Origin of the sequence: Pantoea sp. Ap-967, from assembly GCF_011752565.1 — a bacterium.
Taxonomy (GTDB): Bacteria; Pseudomonadota; Gammaproteobacteria; order Pseudomonadales; family Pseudomonadaceae; genus Aquipseudomonas.
In genome coordinates this window covers 48,284-64,985 of sequence record NZ_VWXK01000021.1, presented here as the reverse complement: position 1 = coordinate 64,985, position 16,702 = coordinate 48,284, and the positions used below count along the sequence as shown (strand labels likewise).

Sequence of the window (16,702 nt, the reverse complement as noted above, 5' to 3'; positions counted from 1 at the left end):
CCCGCATGAGCGACTCACTGGAACTCAGCCTCGACGGCGTCGAACGCCGCTCGCTGGCTGACTTCACCGAACAGGCCTACCTCAACTATTCCATGTACGTAATCATGGACCGTGCCCTGCCGCACATCGGCGACGGCCTGAAGCCGGTGCAGCGACGCATCGTCTACGCCATGAGCGAGTTGGGGCTCGATGCCGATGCCAAGCACAAGAAGTCCGCGCGTACCGTGGGCGACGTGCTCGGCAAGTTCCACCCCCACGGCGATTCGGCCTGCTACGAAGCCATGGTGCTGATGGCGCAGCCGTTCAGCTACCGCTACACCCTGGTCGATGGCCAGGGCAACTGGGGTGCGCCGGACGATCCGAAGTCGTTCGCTGCCATGCGTTACACCGAGGCGCGCCTGTCGCGCTACTCGGAAGTGCTGCTCAGCGAAGTGGGCCAGGGCACCGTCGACTGGGTGCCGAACTTCGACGGCACCCTGCAGGAGCCGGCCGTGCTGCCAGCGCGCCTGCCGAACATCCTGCTCAACGGCACCACCGGCATCGCCGTGGGCATGGCCACCGACGTGCCGCCGCATAACCTGCGGGAAGTCGCCAGCGCCTGCGTGCGCCTGCTCGATGAGCCCAAGGCCACCATCGAGCAGCTGTGTGAGCACATCCAGGGCCCGGACTACCCGACCGAGGCCGAGATCGTCACCCCGCGTGCCGAAATCCAGAAAATCTACGAAACCGGCCGCGGCTCGATCCGCATGCGCGCCGTGTACCGCGTCGAGGATGGCGATGTCGTCGTCACCGCGCTGCCGCACCAGGTTTCCGGGGCCAAGGTGCTGGAGCAGATCGCCGCGCAGATGCAGGCCAAGAAGCTGCCGATGGTGGCCGACCTGCGTGATGAGTCCGACCACGAGAACCCCTGCCGCATCGTCATCATCCCGCGCTCCAACCGGGTGGATGCCGATGAGCTGATGCAACACCTGTTCGCCACCACCGACCTTGAAAGCAGCTACCGGGTCAACGTCAACATCATTGGCCTGGATGGCCGGCCGCAGCTGAAAAACCTGCGGGCCTTGTTGCTGGAATGGCTGGAGTTTCGTACCAATACCGTTCGTCGTCGCCTGCAGCACCGCCTCGACAAGGTCGAACGGCGCCTGCACCTGTTGGAAGGTTTGCTCACCGCGTTCCTCAACCTCGATGAAGTGATCCACATCATTCGCACCGAGGAGCACCCCAAGCAGGCGTTGATCGAGCGCTTCGAACTGACCGAAATCCAGGCCGACTACATCCTCGAAACCCGCCTGCGCCAGTTGGCGCGCCTGGAAGAGATGAAAATCCGCGGCGAGCAGGATGAACTGCTCAAGGAGCAGGCCAAGCTGCAAGCGCTGCTGGGCAGCGACGCCAAGCTGCGCAAGCTGGTGCGCAGCGAACTGATCAAGGACGCCGAAACCTATGGCGACGACCGCCGCTCGCCGATCGTCGAGCGCGCCGAAGCCAAGGCCCTGTCGGAAAACGAACTGATGCCGACCGAGCCGGTGACCGTGGTGCTGTCGGAAAAGGGCTGGGTGCGCTGCGCCAAGGGCCACGACATCGACGCCACGGGCCTGTCGTACAAGGCTGGCGACGGCTTCAAGGCTGCAGCCGCCGGGCGTTCCAACCAGTTTGCGGTACTGATCGACTCCACCGGCCGCAGTTATTCGGTGGCCGCCCATAGCCTGCCGTCGGCCCGTGGCCAGGGCGAGCCGTTGACTGGCCGCCTGACCCCACCGCCAGGCGCCACCTTCGAGTGCGTGCTGCTGCCCGATGATGACGCGCTGTACGTGGTGGCCTCGGACGCGGGCTATGGCTTCGTGGTCAAGGGCGAGGACCTGCAGGCCAAGAACAAGGCCGGCAAAGGCCTGCTCAGCCTGCCCAACGGCGCCAAGGTCATGACCCCGCGCCCGGTGGCCAACCGCGAGCAGGACTGGCTGGCCGCCGTGACCACCGAGGGGCGCTTGCTGGTATTCAAGGTTTCCGACCTGCCACAGCTGGGCAAAGGCAAGGGCAACAAGATCATCGGTGTGCCCGGTGATCGGGTGGCCAGCCGTGAAGAATTTGTCACGGATCTTGCGGTGATCGGTGAGGGCGGGACCCTTGTATTGCAGGCCGGCAAGCGTACCCTGTCCCTTAAAGGCGATGACCTTGAGCATTACAAGGGTGAACGTGGCCGACGCGGCAGCAAGCTGCCACGGGGCTTCCAGCGCGTCGACGGGCTGCAGGTAGAGATGCCGGGATAAACCGACGAAATGTCTGGAACGGCAATTTCAGCGCCGTTCCGGGCAGAAATGCTGGAGTCGGGCCGATATTTCGCGGATGATAGTGCCCCTGTGGTGCCGGCGTGGCCGTGTGCCCGATTGAATTGTTATCAGTATCACTGCGGTTTGCCTGGTAGCGACCGCCTGGATGGGTTGAATGAAATTCCTGCGCCTTCCATTTGCGCTGTTGATGACGGGTTTGCTGGGGCTGGGCGGGTGCAGCATGCATCAGCCAGTGGCCCTGTACCAACTCGACAGCGGTGATCCTGGCCAGCCTTCGCAGAGTGCGGGCATGGCCGTGGTGCTTGGCCCTGTGTCGGTGGCCGATTACCTGCAGCGCGAAACCTTCCTGCAGCGTCAGGCCGATGGCAGCCTGAGTTCGGCGACCGACGGTCGTTGGGCCGGCAGCCTCTCGGCAGACATCGATCAGTTGCTGGTGCGTCAGTTGGCCTGGCGCCTGGACAGCCAGCGCGTGGTCCTGGCACCGGCGAGCACGGGCTTTACACCTGACGTTCAGGTGTTGCTGTCGATCACCCGCCTGGACTCTGGCAAGAACCAGCCGGCGATCCTCGACGCCCAATGGCGCTTGCTCGACCGCCGTGGCCATGTGCGAGACAACCGCATCGTTCACCTGGAACAGGCGCACGAAGGCAGCGAGTCGGCGCAGGTTCAGGCCCAAGGGCAGTTGCTGCAAAAGCTGGCAGAACAGCTGAGCACGGCGGTCAAGCCGCTGGCCAACCAGCCGGTGATTGCCGAAGAGCCACCGAAGAAGCCGGCAGCGCCTGTTCAGGTGAAGAAGGAACCGGAGAAGTCGAAGATTCCAATGGCTTCGCCGATTCGCACCGATATGGAAGTCTATCGGTTCTGATCGAGCCTCCAGATACAAAAAAGCCCGCGAACATGCGGGCTTTTTTGTGGGCGCCGCGAGCGGCGCCATCGCGAGCTGCGCTCGCTCCTACCGGATTAGCGCAGGATCTGGAACTTTGTTCAGAGCCTGGTAGGAGCGAGCGTAGCTCGCGATAGCGATATCAGCCCCAGCACAAATCCCGAACACGCAAGTGGCGATATCAGACCCGGCGCTCGTGCATCCGCGCCAATTGGCGCTCCAACATCGACGGATAGGGCTCCATCAACCGCTCCACGCAGCACGCGCCCTCGGGGCTGGCAATCGGGCGAATACGGGCACGCTTGCGGATCAGGTCGTCGTCGCTGATCTGCCGCTCCACCAGCAGCAGGTTGCGGCTGTGCTGCGACAACGCCAGGGCATCCTGGGCCTTTTCGGCCATCAGCAAATCAACCTGCTCCAGCCCCTGCAGGTCGTCGCCCAGGGCCAGGCCCAGCTGCAGTTGCAGGGTAATGCCACTGTCGGCCACCTCGATCTGCAGGGCATGGCCCAGGGCGCGCAGCAGCTCGCCGCAGCAGATGGCGTTGGTCAGGTAGTCCTCGCCACATTCACGGCTGTGGAACAGCACCAGGGTGCTGCCGTCGTTGAGGGTATGGATTTCGCCTTCGTACAGCGACGCGGCCTGCTCCAGGCAGCCGCGGTAGCGCTCCAGCAGCTCGGTCAGGCGCGTACGCGGCAGGCGCCGCAGTTGCTCCTGGGAGCCCAGCTGTACCGCCAGCACGGCGGTGTTCTGTGGCTCGTCGGACTCGACCACGGCGGGCTTGGCCGCAGGCTGCTCGTCGTCGTCCAGCAGCCCGGCGAAGGCCTCGTCGTCGGCCTCGTCCGCCTGCACCACGGCCTTGGCGCGCTGGGCAAGGCGGGCAGGGGCTTCGTCATGGGCCTCTTCGAAGTCGTCCTCGTACTCCTCTTCCTCCTCCGGCTCAGGCTCTGGCGGAGGCGGCGGGGCCAGGCGCGCATGCAACTGGCGGGCGATATCGCCGATCTCGTCCTGGCGGTCGGTGGCCGGGGTGTAGGGGTGTGGATCACGCAGCCAGACCCGCAGTTGCAGCAGCGGCAAGGTGATGTGACGGCCCTGGCGCAGGCTCAGGCTCAAGGCCAGTGCCAGCAGGATGGCGGCCAGGATGCCCATGCTTTGCAGGCTGATCAGCATCGGTTGCTGGAACTGGCTCATGTCCAGGCTGATACGCAGCTGACCGGCGGTCACGTCCTGGAAGGTGATCTTGGTCTGGTACAGGCCCTCGGCCTCGCCCAGCAGGCCATTGCGCGGGCGCTGGCCGGCCTCGGCGAGGATGCGGTTGTCCACGCTGTAGATCGCCGCATGGGCCACCAGCGGGTTCTTCACCAGGTTACCCAGCAACACGTTGAGGCTGAGGATGTCGTTGGACACCAGCAGCTCGGTCGCCGAGGTTGCCGTCTGGATGGTCAGGCTCTGGCCAAGGGCGTCGGCCTGCTCGTGCATGGCCTGCTTGAACTGCAGGCCCATCACGCAGGCATAGATCACCAGCGCCAGCGCCACCAGGAAAATGTTGGTGCTGGCGATGCGCAGTGCCAGGGGAACGCGACGTTGGCGCAGGGCACGGAAGATCATCACGAAGAAATTGTCGGTCTTTACGGGCGTGGGCCGGTTCACAGAGCGCGGCTCTTAATGGCATAAAAGTGTTGCGCAGTATAGCGAGCCGTGTTTTGTCGGCAAAGTATCGTTGGCGCCCGATGGTCATGGAAAATCGGTAGAATGCGCATTTTTCATCGAAGTCGGAGCCAGGTTGTGCGCGAAATCGTTCTGATCAACATCACCGGTGAGGACCGTCCGGGTCTGACCGCCGCCATTACCGGCGTCCTGCTCCAGGGCGGTGTGAACATCCTCGACATCGGTTTGGCCGTGATGCACGGCACCCTGTCGTTCGGCATCCTGGTCGACATTCCGGACAACGAAGTGGCCACCAGCCTGCTGCAGAGCGTGCAGTCCAAGGCCCACGAGCTGAACCTGCAGGCCCGCTACACGCCGATCTCCGAGGCCGATTACCAGCATTGGGCCGATGGCCAGGGCGAGCCACGCCACATCGTTACCCTGCTCAGCCGCAAGATCACCCCCGAGCAGCTGCAGCGGGTGAGTGCGATCATCAGCCAGTATGGCCTGACCATCGAGCGTATCGAGCGCCTGTCGGCCCGCGTGGCCCTGGGTGCACCGAGCGAGAAGGGCAAGGCGGCGCTGGAAATTTCCGTGCGCGGCGTGCCTAGCGATGCCCAAGCGCTGCGTGCCGAGTTCTTTGCGCTGGCCGAGGCACTGAACATCGACATCGCCTTCCAGAAGGACGACCTGTTCCGCCGCAACCGCCGCCTGGCGGTGTTCGACATGGACTCGACGTTGATCGAGGCCGAGGTCATCGATGAACTGGCCAAGGCAGCCGGCGTGGGCGAGCAGGTGGCGGCCATCACCGAGCGGGCCATGCGCGGTGAGCTGGACTTTCGCGCCAGCTTCAAGGAGCGCATGGCGCTGCTCAAGGGCCTGGATGTCAGCGTGCTGGACGAGATCGGCGCTTCCCTGCGCCTGACCGAAGGCGCCGAGAACCTGTTCGCCGAGCTCAAGCGCCTGGGTTACAAGACCGCCATCCTGTCCGGTGGCTTCACCTACTTTGCCCGCCAGGTGCAGGCACGCCTGGGCATCGACTACGTGTTCGCCAACGAACTGGAAGTGGTGGATGGCAAGGTCACTGGCGTGGCCGTGGAGCCCATCGTCGACGCCCAGCGCAAGGCCGACCTGCTGCAGCAACTGGCCAACGAAGAAGGCCTGCAACTGGACCAGACGATTGCCGTGGGCGATGGTGCCAACGACCTGCCGATGCTGTCGTTGGCGGGCCTGGGCGTGGCGTTCCGTGCCAAGCCGCTGGTGCGCCAGTCGGCCAAGCAGGCCATTTCGACCCTGGGGCTCGATGGCGTGCTGTACCTGCTGGGGCTTCGCGATCGCGATACCCGTCACTGATTGGTGGCTGCTTTGGCGGCCCTATCGCGACCTGCGGTCGCTCCTACGGGGATGGTGTATTCCTGTAGGAGCGACCGCAGGTCGCGATAGGGCCCTGAAATCACGGCTACTAGGCCAATTGCGAACTGTTCTAAGTTAGCTGCAAACACCGATCTACGCTTGGACCCGTACGGCTCACCCATCGACCGTACTGGCCCGGGGGGAGTCCCCGTGGCCATCAACTTCAAGGAGAAGAAGTTCATGTCCAAGTACGCAGTGGAAAATCAATGGGGCGGTAACTCGGCACCTTGGCATCCCGGTGGAATCTGGGTGCTGGGCGGCCGGGACAACCAGAAGGTGGTGTCGGTCGACGTCAAATCCAATGACGGCGGCCAGACCCTGCAAGGGGTCATGACGTATGCCGGCGAAGGACCGATCGGCTTCCAGGGCAAGCGCATCGCGCAGAACCGTTACCAGGTGCAGAACCAGTGGGGTGGCAACAGCGCCCCTTGGCACCCGGGTGGCGAATGGGTGATCGGCGGGCGCGACAACCAGAATGTCGTTGCCCTGACCGTGAAATCCGACGATGGCGGCCTCACGCTCAACGGGACCAACACCTACATCGATGAGGGCCCGATCGGTTTCCGCAGCCTTCTAGGCTGACGGCCCGCTGAACAGGCACCTCCCGGCCACAAGCCGGGAGGTGCTGAAGGGTCAGGCCTGTTGCGCCCCGGCAAGGAACTCGCCCATGCGCACCGCCGAGCCTGCACCCAGCGACTCGGCCCATTTCACCTGCTCTGGCCCGAACAGCACGATCGCCGTGGAACCCAGCTTGAAGCGCCCCAGTTCGGCGCCTTTTTCCAGGTGAATCGGCGCGCGGCTTTGTTCGTCGTAGCGGAAGGTCTTGAGCTCACGCTTGGGCGGGGTCACAAGGCCGGCCCACACGGTTTCGACAGAGGCGACGATCATCGCCCCCACCAGCACCACGGCCATTGGCCCACGCTCGGTATCGAACAGGCACACCACGCGCTCGTTGCGGGCGAACAGCTCCGGCACGTTTTCGGCGGTGGTCTGGTTGACCGAGAACAGCCGGCCCGGCACATAGACCATCTCGCGCAGGGTGCCGGCCAGCGGCATGTGTACGCGGTGGTAATCCTTGGGCGACAGGTAGATGGTGGCGAATTCGCCGCCCATGAACGGCGCAGCCAGCGCCGGGTCACCGCCCAGCAGCTCCAGCGCGCTGAAACTGTGGCCCTTGGCCTGGAAAATACGGCCGTGCTCGATCGGGCCCAGCTGGCTGACGGCGCCGTCGGCCGGGCAGAGGATCGCCCCAGGGGTTTCGTCCAGCGGGCGCGCGCCTGGCTTGAGGGCGCGAGTGAAGAAGGCGTTGAAGTGCTCGTAGGCGGTGAGGTCTTCGACCAGCGCCTCGCTCATGTTCACCTGGTAGCGCTTGGCGAACCAGGCGGTGAAGGCGTTCTTGAACCAGCGCGCGCGGCACTCGGCGATGCAGCCGGCCAGCCGCGACAGCAGGTGATGCGGCAGCAGGTACTGGCTGATGATGAACAGACGGGATTTCATGCAGGTTCCTTAGACTTCTACAGGCGTGTCCGGGTGGTTGCCCCATTCGCTCCACGAACCGGCGTAGGCCTTGATGCGTGGGTAGCCGAGGGCCTTGGCCACCAGGTAGGTGAAACCGGAGCGGCGGTGGGTTTGGCAGTGGGTGATCACTTCCTTGTCAGGGGTGATACCCAGTTGCTGCAGTACCTCGGCGATGTCTGCGCGGATGCGCAGGTGGTCGTTGAGGTCCATGCCGGCGGTCCATTCGAAATTGACGGCGCCGGGAATGTGCCCGGCCTTGGCCGCCAGCACTTTCTCGCCGTTGAATTCCTGTGGGCCACGGGCGTCCCAGATAACCAGGTCATCGGCGCCCAGGCGGCTCTGCAGGTACTCCCGGGTGGCGGTGGGTTCGCCATGCACGTGCAGGTGCACCGGGGCATTGCCCGGCGTGGGCACGTCGGTGGAGAGCTGGTCCGATGGCCAGGCCTGGATGCCGCCGTTGAGGTAGTGGTAGCGGGTGTGGCCGATGACGTCGAGCAGCCAGATGAAACGGCCGGCCCAGCCGCCGCCTTCATCGTCGTACACCACGTACACCGCATCGTCACGGTGGCCGAGTTCGCTGAACAGCTTTTCCAGCTCCGCCTGGGCCGGCAGCAGGCCGGGTGCCGGAGGCTGGCCAAGCTGGGTGCGCTTGCCTTCGACGAAGCGGGCGCCGCTGATATGGCCGCTGACATAGCGGTTGGCACTGCTCAGGTCGACCAGAATCAGCTGGGGCGAAGCCAGGCGCGGCAGCAAGTCCGCGGCTTCGATCACCAAGGGCAGGCCGGAAAAGTCAGACATCCACGTTCTCCAGTGTGGAAAGAGAGCCGATTGTAGCGCAAGCCTCAGGCACTGCGGTTGGCAAACACGGCCAAGGCGCGCTCAAGGCATTGCGAGGTTTTTCCAAAGGCCTGCACGCTGACCTCGGCCAGCGGCTTGCCGCCCTGGTCGGCCACCGCCAGCATCAGCACCTGGTCACCGACTGCCAGCGAACGCAGCAGCAGGTGCTCGCTGCGAAACAGCGCACGCAGGGGCGCCGGCAGCAGGGCCGAGAACTGGGCGTGGTTGTCTGGCGTCAGGCGCAGCTGGCCGGCCTTGCTCATCAGCTTCTGCAGCAACCGGTTCTGCTCGATGGCCAGGGCGATGCCCCCGGCCTCCTTGGGCAGCCCGGCGATCTGCTGCACGCGCAGGTAATCGCAGGCCTTGTCCAGGCTCAGCAGCATGATGCGCTGCATGCCGCAGGCTTCCAGGGCTTCGCGCGCGTGGGTGGCCAGGTGTACGGCGTTGGTGAACGGGCTGGGCTGGGCCAGCAGCTCCTGGCACAGGGCGCGCCAGCGGCCCAGCGCCTCACTGGAGGGGGGCGGTGGGGTGAGCATGTCTGGGTGCGGGCGGCGCTGGTCCCAGGGCCAGATCAATGCCTCGGCGGGGTGGAACAGGGCATGGCGGGCATGGCGGCGGGCACTGGCGGCGGCCTGCTGGTGAACCTGCTGCTGCACGTCTTCCAGCGACGTTTGCAGGTACAGCGCGGTCAGCAGCTGCCAGCGCAGCATGTGCGGGTTGTCCCAGCCCACTTGCGCGGCCAGGGCCAGGTTGTTGGCCAGCAGCACGGTATTGGCCGGCTCGTTGAACCAGCGGCGCAGGCCAGGCTCTTCGTCCAGGCGGTGCTGCTGGTTGAGCAGGTCTTCGTCGCGGGCGATGCTCAGCACCAAGGCCAGCTGGTCGCGTTCCTCAAGCAGCAGGCGGTAGCCCTGGGTGACCCAGCGGGGCAGGCGCCAGTGCTCGGCCATGGCCTGGCACAGGGCGAAGATGCGCACGCCGAACAGTTCCTGTTCCACGTCGGCAGCCACCTCACCTTTATGGATAACCCGTAGCTCCCAGGCATCCAGCAGTTTCGGGTGGGCCAGGGCCAGTGGCCACAGGGGGGCGAGAAACAGCAGGCTGCCCCAGTGAATTTCCTGCCACAGGCGCGCCAGGCGGCTGGCGAACAGGCCGCTGGCCTGCTGCGCGGCGTGCTGGCTGATCAGCAGGAACTGGCGCAACACGGGCGGAATGTCGTCTTCCGGCACCGAAGGCAGGCGCATCAGCAGTTCCTTGCTGCGCACCAGCCCCAGGCGGTTGAGGGCGATTTCCAGGCTTTCGGCCGGGTCGGCCTGGCTGGCATTGGCCGGGTGGTTGGCCTCGCGCATCACCGACAGCACCAGGGCGGGGCTATCCTGCATCAGTTCGGCGATGTCACGCAGCGAACGGCGGCTATCATTGATGGCGCTCAGAACCCGGTCGTAACTGTGCTTGGGTACCGGCACGCGCAGGCCGTCCAGCTGCTTGATCCAGGCTTCTAGCGTATGCGGAGTCTGAGTGGGCACCTTGGTTTCCATTGGCATTTTGACATCAGTCCGAACTGGCTTTTCGCTTTGAGTGGCTATAGTCTGGCGCAGTTCTGCCGATAAGTAGAAGAAGAGTTTTAAGGCTCCCGTCCCTCACCCTGACCACGACAGCAAGTGCTTTGAACCTATGGCTAAAATTATCGGCATCATCGTCGTATTCGCGAGCGTGCTCGGCGGATATGTGCTCTCCCACGGCAAGATCGCGGCGCTGATCCAGCCATTCGAAGTGCTGATCATCGGCGGTGCGGCCTTTGGCGCCTTCATGCAGGCCAACCCCGGCTACATGACCATGCACGTGGTCAAGAAGTCGATGAAGATGTTTGGCTCGCGCTTCACCCACACCTTCTACCTGGAGGTGCTGGGCCTGGTGTACGAGATCCTCAACAAGAGCCGCCGCGAAGGCATGATGGCGATCGAGAGCGATATCGAAGACGCCGCGGCCAGCCCGATCTTCGCCAAGTACCCGGCAGTGCTGGGTGATGAGCGCATGACCGCATTCATTTGTGACTACCTGCGCATCATGTCCACCGGCAACATGGCCCCGCACGAGCTCGAAGGCTTGTTCGACATGGAGCTGCTGAGCATGAAGGAAGAGCTGGAGCACCCCTCCCACGCGGTGACCGGCATCGCCGACGGCATGCCCGGCTTCGGTATTGTCGCGGCGGTACTGGGTATCGTGGTGACCATGGCGTCGCTCGGTGACGGCGACCAGAAGGCCATCGGCATGCACGTGGGTGCGGCGCTGGTGGGTACTTTCTTCGGTATTCTCGCCGCCTACGGCTTCTTCGGCCCGCTGGCCAAGTGCCTGGAGCACGATGCCAAGGAAGAACTCAACCTCTATGAGTCGATCAAGGCCTCGCTGGTGGCTTCGGCCTCTGGCATGCCGCCTTCGCTGGCCGTCGAATTCGGGCGCAAGGTGCTGTACCCCAAGCATCGCCCAAGCTTCGCCGAACTGGAACAAGCGGTTCGCGGTCGCTGAGTCATGGAAAACAATCAGCCGATAATCATCAAGCGCGTCAAGCGCTTTGGCGGCGGCCACCACGGCGGCGCCTGGAAGATCGCCTTCGCCGACTTCGCCACGGCGATGATGGCGTTCTTCCTGGTGTTGTGGTTGTTGTCCACGGCCACGCCCGAGCAGAAAATCGCCATTGCTGGCTACTTCAAGGACCCGATCGGCTTCTCCGAAAGCGGCACGCCCTACATCATCGACCTGGGCGGTTCGCCGCAGCTGGCGCCGGAAAAGACCATCAACCCGGAAATGAAGTCCGAACCTACGCCTGACACCAGCATCCAGCTGGACAAGGACAAGGTCGAAACCATGGCCGAGCAGGTTGAGCAAGAGCGCCTGCAACTGCTGTTGCAAGAGTTGAAGGACAAGGTCGAGGAAAACCCGCAGCTGCAGAAGTTCAAGGACCAGATCCTGTTCGAGATCACCCAGGACGGCCTGCGCATCCAGATCATGGATAACGACAAGCGGCCGATGTTCGACATCGGCAGTGCGCGCCTGCAGCCGTACTTCGAGGACATCCTGCTGGCCATGGCCGACACCATCAAGGCGGTGCCGAACAAGATCAGCATCAGCGGCCACACCGATGCCAAGCCGTATGCCGGCAGCGGCGAGTTCGGCAACTGGGAGCTCTCGGCCAACCGCGCCAACGCCGCGCGCCGTGCGCTGCTGGCCGGTGGCTACCCGGACGGCCAGGTGGCGCGGGTGGTGGGCTATGCCTCGTCGTCGCTGTTCGACAAGCAGGACCCGTTCAACCCGGTGAACCGTCGTATCGACATCATCGTCCTGACCAAGAAGGCCCAGCAGAACATCGAAGGCGAGCAGGGCACGCCGAAGGCTCCGGACCAGCCCGCCCAGCCGGCGGCGCCTGCCGGGGCTGGGGCACCGGCACCGGCTACGCCGGCAGCACCGGGGGCCGGCGACACGCCGATGCAGCCGCGGGAGCTGCGCCAGAAGCTGAACATCTTCGAGGATGGGACCTTGAAGATGGATGAGCAGAAGGACCAGTAACCGCTGGGGCCGCGTTGCGGCCCAATCGCGACCTGCGGTCGCTCCTACGGGGGGATGGGTGTTCCCCCGTAGGTTGCGACAGGCCCTCAAAACCCCCGCCTGATCTTGGCCTTGAGGTCGGCATGAAAGAAATCTGCATTGTCCCGGTCGGCGCAGGTTCCGCGCGCCGTGGGCAACACCATCGCCCGCTGGAACGTGCATTCATCGTGGTAGGCCCGCACGAACAGGTCGATATGCGCCCGTTCCCGCATCACCGGCCAGCGGCTCAGAAAGCCCGTTAGCGGCTCGTCCCCGGCGCGGTAGAAGCATACCCGCCGGTTGGCCATCACCGCTGCGCCCAACAGCCACGCCGTCCACCAATCCTCGCCCGCCGCTGCCGGCAGCAGGCCGATCCAGTGGGTGGCATCGCTCATCTGCTGGCAGCCGTTGCCATAAAGGTCGTCATGGGTCTGGCCGTCGGCGTCGAACAGAACAAGCTGCGCGGTGATGCCTTCGAGCAGCAGGCGCTCGTTGAGGATGAAGGCGTCGAGCCGCGCCTCCTGGCAGTAGCTGATGAACACCGGCATTGGCGTTGCCCTCCCTGAAGTGAAGCCATGACCTTCAGGGAAAGCGCGGGAAGGGGCAATAGATGACGGAAAATCCGGAGCGGTCCTACATGCTGCGGTAACAATTCCTACAAATTAATAGCTGTCTTCCGGCAAGCTGGCGATGATCGAGCGATAGCTGCTCATCCGTTGCGGCTTGATCCGGCCATCCTCCAGTGCCTTGAGCAAGGCGCACCCCGGTTCGCGGTCATGCTTGCAGTCACGGAAGCGGCAGGTGCCGAACAGGTCGCGGAATTCGATGAAGCCGTCTTCCACGTCGGCGCGGCTGACGTGGCCCAGGCCGAATTCACGGATGCCGGGCGAGTCGATCAGGTCGCCGCCATTGGGGAAGTGGTAGAGGCGCGCGGTGGTGGTGGTGTGGGTGCCTTGGCCAGACCATTCGGACAGGTCGCCGACGCGGGTGCCGGCGTCGGGCAGCAGGCTGTTGACCAGCGACGACTTGCCCACGCCCGACTGGCCGACGAACACGCTGATGTGGCCGTCGAGCATCTGCTGCAGGCGCTGCATGCCATCGCCGTGGTGCGCCGACACTTCCAGCAACGGGTAGCCGAGCTCGCGGTACACCTCAAGCAGGGCATGCAGGCCCGGGCCGTTGTCGTCGTCGATCAGGTCGGCCTTGTTCAGCAGCAACAATGGGCGGATACCGGCGTGCTCGGCGGCCACCAGGTAACGGTCGATCAGGTTCGGGTGCGGCTCGGGGGCCGGGGCGAACACGATCACGATCAGGTCGACGTTGGCCGCCACCGGCTTGAGCTGGCCGTGGTTGTTCGGCCGGCACAGCTCGGTGCTGCGCGGCATCTGCGCGACGATCACGCCGATGCCCTGGTTGCCGGCCCGCCACACCACCCGGTCGCCGGTTACCAGCGCCGGCAGGTTGGCCCGCAGGTGGCAGCGGAATACCTGGCCTGCCACCTCGCCGTCCTGGGCCTCGACCTCGACCTGCACGCCGAAGTGGGCAATCACCAGGCCCAGCTGCTCCGGCCCCAGGTCGCCGCCCTCCAGCTCCTGCAGCACGTGCTGTTCGCGTTTGGCGGCGCGAGCGGCGCGTTCGTTCTGGATTTTTTCGATACGCCAGTTCTGGCGCCGATTGAGCTGGCGTTTGGCCATGGACCTTCCAAGGTGGGGCAAGTTGAAAACGGCAGGCAGTTTAGCACGCCCGCCCGCCGACCATTCTGGTTACCTTTGCGCCGCGCATGCGCAGGCCACCATCGCTAGGCTACTATGACGGCCTATACGAGGAGCCCTTCATGCAGAACCCACAGAACCTGATCTGGATCGATCTGGAAATGACCGGCCTGGACCCGGACCACGACGTCATCATCGAGATGGCCACCATCGTCACCGACAGCGAGCTGAACACCCTGGCCGAAGGCCCGGTGATCGCCATTCACCACAGTGACGAGGTGCTGGCGCGCATGGACGAGTGGAATACCCGTACCCATGGCGCCTCGGGCCTGACCCAGCGCGTGCGCGAGAGCACGATCAGCATGGCCGAGGCCGAGGCGCAGACCATCGCTTTCCTCGAACAATGGGTGCCCAAGGGCAAGTCGCCGATCTGCGGCAACAGCATCTGCCAGGACCGCCGCTTCCTGTACCGCCACATGCGCGGCCTGGAAAACTACTTCCACTACCGCAACCTCGATGTGTCCACGCTCAAGGAGCTGGCCGCGCGCTGGGCGCCGGATGTACGCGACAGCTTCAAGAAGGGCAGCACCCACCTGGCGCTGGACGATATCCGCGAGTCGATCGCCGAGCTGCGTCACTACCGCGAGCACTTCATCAAGGTGTGAGCCGAAAGGGCGCAGATATTCCGCTTGCGCCCCCTTTTGGTGCCAGGGGCAACTGGTTAGACTGCGCGCCTTTCCCGCACGGACCTGCGCCATGTTGTTGATGCTCTACCTGATCGCCATCACCGCCGAAGCCATGACCGGTGCCTTGTCTGCCGGGCGCCGCGGCATGGACTGGTTCGGCGTGGTGCTGATCGCCTGCGTCACTGCCCTGGGCGGTGGTTCGGTGCGTGACGTGTTGCTCGGGCACTACCCGCTGACCTGGGTGAAACACCCGGAATACCTGGTGCTGACCAGTTTCGCTGCGTTGCTGACGATTTTCATCGCGCCGATGATGCGCCGCTTGCGTTCGCTGTTCCTGGTGCTCGATGCCCTGGGGCTGGTGGCCTTTACCCTGATTGGCTGCATGACGGCGCTGGAAATGGGCCAGGGCATGCTGGTGGCGTCGATCAGCGGGGTGATTACCGGGGTGTTCGGCGGAATCCTGCGGGATATCTTCTGCAACGATATCCCGCTGGTGTTCCGCCGCGAGCTGTATGCCAGCGTGTCGTTCGCGGCGGCCTGGTTCTACCTGGGTTGCGTGTATTTCAAGGTCCCGGCCGAGCAGGCGATGTTGCTGACCTTGTTTGGCGGGTTCCTGGTGCGCTTGCTGGCGATTCGCTTCCATTGGGAAATGCCCAAGTTTCATTACAACGACCAGCAATGATCGCCACTGCGCTGTCGCGCAGGTGCAGTGCCATCAGTCACGCCGCAATGCGTGAGTGCCCCCAAATGCGATACGCGAACTCCGGCGCTTGACCTACCTGGGTTGCCGATCAAGCGCCCATCTCCAGGCCAGCACCGCCCCCGGTAGGAGCGAGCGCAGCTCGCGATGGGGCGCGCAGCGGCCCCAGGGTTTCAGCCTCGCGGCTCATAGTGCTGGGGCTGCTTTGCAGCCCATCGCGAGCTGCGCTCGCTCCTACAGAAATACCCGTAAAATCAGAGAGATACGATTTTTTCCATAGGGGCGTGCAAGCTTCTGGCAGTCGAAGCGGCTTCGTTACTCAACCCCATGGCGCTCTAGCGCCCACTGCACATGCTCGCGCACCAGCGCCGACTCATCTTCGCGCCGCGCCTTCAACGCCTCGACCACCGGAATCGTCGACGGCGCATTGCCAAGGCCCACCGCCAGGTTGCGCAAGAACCGCTCATACCCCGCCCGCCGCAGCGGCCCGCCCTCGGTCTTGCGCAGGAACGTGCGCTCATCCCACAGGAACATCTCGGCAAGCTCGGCATTTTCCAGCCCGTGCCGCGGCTGGAAGTCGCTTTCCTTGCTGTGATTGGCAAAGCGGTTCCACGGGCAAACGATCTGGCAGTCGTCGCAGCCAAACACCCGGTTGCCCATCATCGAGCGCAACTCCAGCGGAATCGGCCCGCGCAGCTCGATGGTCAGGTAGGAAATGCAACGCCGGGCATCCAGCACGTACGGCCCGACGAAGGCCTGGGTCGGGCAGATGTCCAGGCACGCCTGGCAACGCCCGCAATGCTCGCTGGTGTGCGCGGCGTCCACCGGCAGCGGCAGGTCGACGAACAGCTCGGCCAGGAAGAAGTAGCTGCCGGCCTTGCGGTTGAGCAGCAGGGTGTTCTTGCCGATCCAGCCCAGCCCGGCCTGCTCGGCCAAGGCCTTTTCCAGCACCGGGGCACTGTCGACGAAGGCGCGGTAGCCAAACGGGCCGATGGCCTCCTGGATACGGTCGGCCAGGAACTGCACGCGCTTGCGCACCAGCTTGTGGTAGTCACGGCCCAGGGCATAGCGCGAGATGTAGGCTTTCTCGGGCTGGGCCAGGCGCTGGGCCATCTGGGTGTCGCCGGGCAGGTAGTCCATGCGCAGCGACACCACCCGCACCGTGCCGGGAATCAACTGCTCGGGGTGGGCGCGCTTGCTGCCGTGGGCGCCGAGGTATTCCATTTCGCCCTGGTAGCCGGCGTCGAGCCAGCGCTGCAGGTGCTGTTCGTGCTCGCCAAGGTCTACCCCGGCGATGCCGACGTGGGCAAAACCGAGGTCTTGGCCCCAGATCTTGATCGATTGGGCCAGTTGGGCGAGGTCAGGTGTACAAGCGGACATGGATGGGCAAGGCAATACGGGCTCAGGTGCGTATAATTCTGCCAGACATTGGAGCCTTTGACCC

General features: G+C 64.5%; 15 protein-coding genes. 8 read left to right on the top strand and 7 right to left on the bottom strand.

Annotated features, from left to right (window positions below):
• The first annotated feature begins 5 nt into the window (after positions 1-5).
• Both parC and F3J45_RS20620 read left to right on the top strand, forming a co-directional pair.
• Positions 6-2,264, top strand: a complete 2,259-nt coding sequence (gene parC / locus F3J45_RS20625) for a DNA topoisomerase IV subunit A (protein WP_167067058.1) — start codon at positions 6-8, stop codon at positions 2,262-2,264.
• A 175-nt stretch (positions 2,265-2,439) separates the two neighbouring features.
• Positions 2,440-3,150 carry a membrane integrity-associated transporter subunit PqiC gene (locus F3J45_RS20620; protein WP_167067055.1) on the top strand — a complete coding sequence of 237 codons (711 nt, stop codon included), beginning with the start codon at positions 2,440-2,442 and terminating at the stop codon, positions 3,148-3,150.
• 199 nt (positions 3,151-3,349) lie between these two features.
• Here the strand turns inward: F3J45_RS20620 and F3J45_RS20615 are convergent, their stop codons facing one another.
• On the bottom strand, positions 3,350-4,816 hold the full coding sequence (locus tag F3J45_RS20615; protein WP_167067052.1) for a histidine kinase: 1,467 nt from the start codon (positions 4,814-4,816) through the stop codon (positions 3,350-3,352).
• 135 nt (positions 4,817-4,951) lie between these two features.
• Here F3J45_RS20615 and serB point away from each other — a divergent pair, with 135 nt between their 5' ends.
• Together serB and F3J45_RS20605 are read left to right on the top strand one after the other, a co-directional pair.
• The gene (serB, locus tag F3J45_RS20610; RefSeq protein WP_167067049.1) at positions 4,952-6,166 is read left to right on the top strand and encodes a phosphoserine phosphatase SerB; all 1,215 of its coding nucleotides are present in this window, start codon (positions 4,952-4,954) and stop codon (positions 6,164-6,166) included.
• A gap of 210 nt (positions 6,167-6,376) precedes the next feature.
• A complete protein-coding gene (locus tag F3J45_RS20605; RefSeq protein WP_205299653.1) occupies positions 6,377-6,808 on the top strand; it encodes a hypothetical protein in 432 nt (143 codons plus the stop codon).
• A gap of 51 nt (positions 6,809-6,859) precedes the next feature.
• Here the strand turns inward: F3J45_RS20605 and asd are convergent, their stop codons facing one another.
• From asd to F3J45_RS20590, 3 genes are read right to left on the bottom strand one after another with little or no spacing between them, the layout of a single operon-like run.
• A complete protein-coding gene (gene asd, locus F3J45_RS20600) occupies positions 6,860-7,723 on the bottom strand; it encodes an archaetidylserine decarboxylase (RefSeq protein WP_167067046.1) in 864 nt (287 codons plus the stop codon).
• A 9-nt stretch (positions 7,724-7,732) separates the two neighbouring features.
• Complete coding sequence (locus F3J45_RS20595; protein WP_167067043.1) at positions 7,733-8,542, bottom strand: rhodanese-like domain-containing protein; 810 nt, start codon at positions 8,540-8,542, stop codon at positions 7,733-7,735.
• A 44-nt stretch (positions 8,543-8,586) separates the two neighbouring features.
• On the bottom strand, positions 8,587-10,104 hold the full coding sequence (locus F3J45_RS20590; RefSeq protein ID WP_205300619.1) for an HDOD domain-containing protein: 1,518 nt from the start codon (positions 10,102-10,104) through the stop codon (positions 8,587-8,589).
• Positions 10,105-10,252: 148 nt separating this feature from the next.
• Here F3J45_RS20590 and motA point away from each other — a divergent pair, with 148 nt between their 5' ends.
• Positions 10,253-11,104 (top strand): flagellar motor stator protein MotA, encoded by an 852-nt coding sequence (gene motA / locus F3J45_RS20585; protein ID WP_167067036.1) that lies wholly within the window; start codon positions 10,253-10,255, stop codon positions 11,102-11,104.
• A 3-nt stretch (positions 11,105-11,107) separates the two neighbouring features.
• Positions 11,108-12,142, top strand: a complete 1,035-nt coding sequence (motB, locus tag F3J45_RS20580; RefSeq protein ID WP_167067033.1) for a flagellar motor protein MotB — start codon at positions 11,108-11,110, stop codon at positions 12,140-12,142.
• 86 nt (positions 12,143-12,228) lie between these two features.
• Here motB and F3J45_RS20575 read toward each other — a convergent pair whose 3' ends face one another.
• Complete coding sequence (locus F3J45_RS20575; protein WP_167067030.1) at positions 12,229-12,708, bottom strand: molecular chaperone Tir; 480 nt, start codon at positions 12,706-12,708, stop codon at positions 12,229-12,231.
• A gap of 114 nt (positions 12,709-12,822) precedes the next feature.
• Entirely contained in the window at positions 12,823-13,854 is a 1,032-nt protein-coding gene (gene rsgA, locus F3J45_RS20570) for a small ribosomal subunit biogenesis GTPase RsgA (RefSeq protein WP_167067027.1), read from the bottom strand.
• A gap of 140 nt (positions 13,855-13,994) precedes the next feature.
• Between rsgA and orn the strand changes: the two genes are divergently transcribed.
• Together orn and F3J45_RS20560 are read left to right on the top strand one after the other, a co-directional pair.
• Positions 13,995-14,537, top strand: coding sequence for an oligoribonuclease (orn, locus tag F3J45_RS20565; protein ID WP_167067024.1), 543 nt, complete (start codon positions 13,995-13,997; stop codon positions 14,535-14,537).
• 91 nt (positions 14,538-14,628) lie between these two features.
• Positions 14,629-15,240 (top strand): trimeric intracellular cation channel family protein, encoded by a 612-nt coding sequence (locus tag F3J45_RS20560; protein WP_003249516.1) that lies wholly within the window; start codon positions 14,629-14,631, stop codon positions 15,238-15,240.
• Between the two features lie 333 nt (positions 15,241-15,573).
• Here F3J45_RS20560 and queG read toward each other — a convergent pair whose 3' ends face one another.
• The gene (gene queG / locus F3J45_RS20555; protein WP_167067021.1) at positions 15,574-16,638 is read right to left on the bottom strand and encodes a tRNA epoxyqueuosine(34) reductase QueG; all 1,065 of its coding nucleotides are present in this window, start codon (positions 16,636-16,638) and stop codon (positions 15,574-15,576) included.
• Positions 16,639-16,702 lie beyond the last annotated feature (64 nt).

Coding starts and splice junctions, on each gene's coding strand:
- parC (WP_167067058.1), top strand. CDS start 6: ATGAGCGACTCACTGGAACTCAGCCTCGACGGCGTCGAACGCCGCTCG.
- F3J45_RS20620 (WP_167067055.1), top strand. CDS start 2,440: ATGAAATTCCTGCGCCTTCCATTTGCGCTGTTGATGACGGGTTTGCTG.
- asd (WP_167067046.1), bottom strand. CDS start 7,723: ATGAAATCCCGTCTGTTCATCATCAGCCAGTACCTGCTGCCGCATCAC.
- F3J45_RS20595 (WP_167067043.1), bottom strand. CDS start 8,542: ATGTCTGACTTTTCCGGCCTGCCCTTGGTGATCGAAGCCGCGGACTTG.
- motA (WP_167067036.1), top strand. CDS start 10,253: ATGGCTAAAATTATCGGCATCATCGTCGTATTCGCGAGCGTGCTCGGC.
- motB (WP_167067033.1), top strand. CDS start 11,108: ATGGAAAACAATCAGCCGATAATCATCAAGCGCGTCAAGCGCTTTGGC.
- F3J45_RS20575 (WP_167067030.1), bottom strand. CDS start 12,708: ATGCCGGTGTTCATCAGCTACTGCCAGGAGGCGCGGCTCGACGCCTTC.
- rsgA (WP_167067027.1), bottom strand. CDS start 13,854: ATGGCCAAACGCCAGCTCAATCGGCGCCAGAACTGGCGTATCGAAAAA.
- orn (WP_167067024.1), top strand. CDS start 13,995: ATGCAGAACCCACAGAACCTGATCTGGATCGATCTGGAAATGACCGGC.
- F3J45_RS20560 (WP_003249516.1), top strand. CDS start 14,629: ATGTTGTTGATGCTCTACCTGATCGCCATCACCGCCGAAGCCATGACC.
- queG (WP_167067021.1), bottom strand. CDS start 16,638: ATGTCCGCTTGTACACCTGACCTCGCCCAACTGGCCCAATCGATCAAG.